Here is a 3939-nt window from a genome sequence, read left to right on the forward strand (position 1 = left end):
ACGGTCATGCCCTTCAACCGGGCGCTGCTAAGGCCGCCAGCGCTCCGTTGCGGGTGCGGTGAAGACTTGTCCCGTAACGCTGAGCCACCGACTGCGCATCTGCAAGCGATGCAGCAACTGAGCCAGTTCGCCGCAGACACTCTCTCCTGCGAGGAAGCACCGTGGACGCGGGGGCAGGTTTTGACAGTTCTGCATGAGCGCACGGGCAAGGTACACGAAAATTTCAAGCTTCTAGCAATGCAACTTATGCAGAACGCCTATGGTCCGCATGAAAAACCCCGCTCCTGCGCAAGTAGCATGCGGACCTGGGAATACGCGGGAACGTACATGCATTTGAAATTCGACGGAAGCACAAAATCGCTACGGGCCCCTGAATTCTGCGCTCTACTGGCTGCAGCCGGTTTGACTTTCGAAGAGTTCAAGAAAGCCGTGAGCCAAGTCGAGATCAGCGCTACACCCGCGAAATCCATACCGTTGCCACGTCCCATTTCGCTAGAACAAGCACGCAAAGACTATGTGCGGCTTGCAGTTGAATCGCCAAAGCGTGTCGCCAGACGGTTACAAGTATTTTCACTGAATCTGTATTGGCTGCTGCGCTTGCGCGATAGCGCATTTCTTCGAGCCCACGGCTACCGCAATCACATCCCCACTCCCACCGTCATGTCCGATCGCGAAAAGATTGAAGAGTCGCTTCGACAGCATAACGGCAGGATCCCTCCTAGACACGGCGCATCGATCCGCGCGTCGATTCGCGACCTAGCCTGGCTGCAGTCGCGCATTAAGGCCCATGACCCCATCGCCGTTACCGTCCGGAAGCCAGCACAACGTGTTCAGCAGGAACGAGCCGTGACGCTCTCCCGGGCCGTGTTTTCGGTACTGCGAACGCAGGCACGGCCGACACGTATTCATGCGGGACTGCTAGCTAAGTACGCTCAAATCTCTATGCATCAGGCACAACACACCATCACTACCACACCGGCTCTGAATACATTAATTGCTGCCGTCAATGCTAGGAAGAACTGCCGCCTAGCGTACTGGGCAGCACGCGGTCTCATTGAGGATGGGCAGAATCCAAGCGCCCGCGAGGTAATACTACGCGCTGGATTAGTCACGACGCGGGAAAATCGCCAGTTTTGTATAGATGCGATCGCATGCTTCACCACTAAACACTGAGCCAGGGAAGGTCTGCACGAATCACTTGGAAGTGAGCTACACCCGTCCGTGAGATAAAGCCTGCCCCGGCAAGGCGCCCAAACGCTGTCCAAGCGCCTCCTGGGGGAAGCAATTCTCTGATCTCGTGGGCATTACGCCCCTCGCGCACGCGCCTGCCCCATGGTCAGCAATTTGTACCTGACCATCCACAGATTGGACAGGGCAAACAGCGTCACGATCTGCGCCGTGTTTTTCTTCAAACCACGGTAGCGCACCTTCACATAACCAAACTGCCGCTTGAGCACTCGGAACGGGTGTTCCACTTTGGCTCGGATGCGCGCCTTGGTGCGCTCGAATTGGTCAATCAGCCCATCTACAGCCTTGTCCTTGTCCAACGCCTGGCGCAATATGCATATTTCGGAGCTCCTGGACAGCCGGTTCGGCAATGTGGTCCACAGAGTTCGACACTACGGTCAGACGTCGGCAGATCGCCTGCCCCCTCGCTGAGGAACAGTCGGGACGGTTGGCTAGACTTCGGCTATCGGCCAGAAGCCGACATCCATTTGACTTTCTGCCCTGTTGACAATCAAGCACGATGAATCCATTCCGTTGGCTGCTAGACATCAGTGCTAAGGCGGCGCAGAAGCGTGGTGGTGGGGGAGTCGACCCACTTGCCTTCGCCTATGCGCCGGTCGATGCGCGGGACGACGAGGAGTACACCGAGGTTGACGGCGCGTTTTTCTTCAACGGGAACAAGAAGGTGCCTGAACTGTGGTCTGAGCTCTCCGCCGACCGTTCGCGATACGCCAGAGTAACAGCAGGCGGAGGCAGTTCATGCCGATTGTCAGTCTTCGAACGGCGTGGCCGAGAGTGGACTGAATGGGAAGGCCCTTCCGTCATGGCGTCCTTGGAAGATGCGCAGGCCCTGGCGCGGGTACACATGAACAGATGAATATCGGAGAGCGGCGTCAGGCAGAATCCGGCCAAGAGCAGCCGTTCACCGCAAATGGAAGCGGACTTTCAACGTCGGCGCTTTTACGGCGTGCTGCCGACACCGCGAAGCGGCCGCCTTGGACTGGGTGTCCACGAGGAGCAACTTGTTAAAGGTCATTCGCCAAAATGGAATCAACGACTTTGCCTCGGCTGGAAATGCACACCGTCCAAATTCCTAGTGGCTCCGTCGATGGCATCAGCGCATTGAGAGCCAACGCAACTGCCCTACGCTCGGCTTTGGTGAGCCTGGTGTGACTCAAATCCTCGGGTAGGTCAACCATCAGCAGCAACTCGGACTGCTGAATTTCGGTCGTGGGACGAGGCCACCCAGCGGGTGCAGCACGAGTAAACACGTCTTCCGCCAACTGAGCGAGCGCTTCGTTCATATGAAATCTAAAGTGATGCATCCCGCAAACCCTGCGAGTATTAACTCAACAAAAGATAGCAGCTGAGTGCGTGGGGGAGAAATCGGCCAGGAGCGGCCCTTGGCGAGGGTCTGCTTGCGAGCAACACGTCTCGACTGCATAACTAGACTTCAAGCAAAATTAGAGTTGCGTACAGTTACTGGCAAGAATGCAGCACCCCTCGAGGCCTATAACAAAGAACTGCCTGCAGAGATGGTTCAACGTGGCCTGAGGCTAACCCCAACGAAATCGAGACAACACGATGGCAACGACCAACTACGGTCTTCTCGCATCATTGCTGTATGAAGCACAGACGCCGCCAAAGCGACGCTGCTTTATCTCCTACCATCACGCTGACGAGCGGGAGGTTCAAACGTTCGTCGACACATACTCGAATGCTGAAGTATTCACCCATCGAGCACTTGGGCTGGACATGGCAAACGACATCGTGGACAGCAACGACACGGACTATGTAATGCGCCGCATCCGCGAGCAGTATATGCAGAACACGTCGATCACCATCGTCATGGTCGGTCAGAACACGTGGAAGCGCCGGTACGTTGACTGGGAGATTGCTGCATCGCTTCGGAACGGATTCGGCAATCCCGCAAACGGGCTGCTCGGCATCAAGCTCCCTTCCTACGCATACGGCTTCCAGCAGTACCCGGACAGGCTGAACGACAACTTGATCGCATCAGGCGTCGCAAAGGGTACGCATTGCTATGCCCGATGCATTCCGTATCCGACCAACTCAGCTGAACTCCGAACAGCAATCGAAGAGGCCTACCAGCGTCGCCAAACCCAAAGTCATTTAATCAATAACACGCGTGCCCGCTTCGGCTACAACAGGGCCTAGCATCGTGGTCGATACCGTACAAGCTACCGCCTCCGCACCCGACACACTGCTGCAGCTCACCCTCCTTCGCCCACTCGAAGTGCGCTTCGTAATGAGCAGTTGGGTGACGGGCGCAATCCTATTGGTTCTTTTGTTACTTTTTATCTGGCAAGGAATCCGATACCGTAACCTGTTCCAGAAATTCGAGATCGATCAGGCCGAAGTCGGCATAGGTACTAACAAGCTAAAACTCTTAATCAACGAAACTGACCGGCAGATCGCGTACAAGATTTGGGTCGAACTGAGCACACGGAAGATCGGCCTTCCGATCGACCTTGAACACGATGTGATCTCGGAGGTCTACGACTCATGGCACACGTTCTTCACTGTCACTCGCGAACTCGTGAAGGACGTGCCCGTCAGCAAGTTCAGACGCAAAGAAACCGAAGAGATTGTGCGAATGTCGATTGGTGTCCTGAACGATGGTCTTCGGCCACACCTGACGAAATGGCAGGCGCGCTTCAGACGTTGGTACGGGAAAGCAACCGAGCATTG

The 3939-nt window shown here is 55.9% G+C and carries 4 protein-coding genes and 1 pseudogene; 4 read left to right on the top strand and 1 reads right to left on the bottom strand.

From position 1 onward, the window contains the following. Positions 1-1173: hypothetical protein (locus N4G42_RS25160; protein ID WP_260669134.1), on the top strand; the 1173-nt coding region annotated here is incomplete at its 5' end. Positions 1174-1304: 131 nt separating this feature from the next. Here N4G42_RS25160 and N4G42_RS25165 read toward each other — a convergent pair. Next, positions 1305-1556, bottom strand: a pseudogene (locus N4G42_RS25165) (transposase); the annotation flags it as partial. 191 nt (positions 1557-1747) lie between these two features. Here N4G42_RS25165 and N4G42_RS25170 point away from each other — a divergent pair. The 3 genes from N4G42_RS25170 to N4G42_RS25180 form a co-directional block, all read left to right on the top strand. Further along, complete coding sequence (locus tag N4G42_RS25170; protein WP_260669135.1) at positions 1748-2104, top strand: hypothetical protein; 357 nt, start codon at positions 1748-1750, stop codon at positions 2102-2104. 707 nt (positions 2105-2811) lie between these two features. After that, positions 2812-3405, top strand: coding sequence for a TIR domain-containing protein (locus N4G42_RS25175; protein WP_260669136.1), 594 nt, complete (start codon positions 2812-2814; stop codon positions 3403-3405). Positions 3406-3409: 4 nt separating this feature from the next. Beyond that, a partial coding sequence (locus tag N4G42_RS25180; RefSeq protein ID WP_260669137.1) for a hypothetical protein occupies positions 3410-3939 on the top strand: 530 nt, incomplete at its 3' end.

The sequence above is a fragment of the Acidovorax sp. K2F genome (genome assembly GCF_025246485.1).
In the GTDB taxonomy this organism is placed as follows: Bacteria; Pseudomonadota; Gammaproteobacteria; order Burkholderiales; family Burkholderiaceae_C; genus Acidovorax; species Acidovorax delafieldii.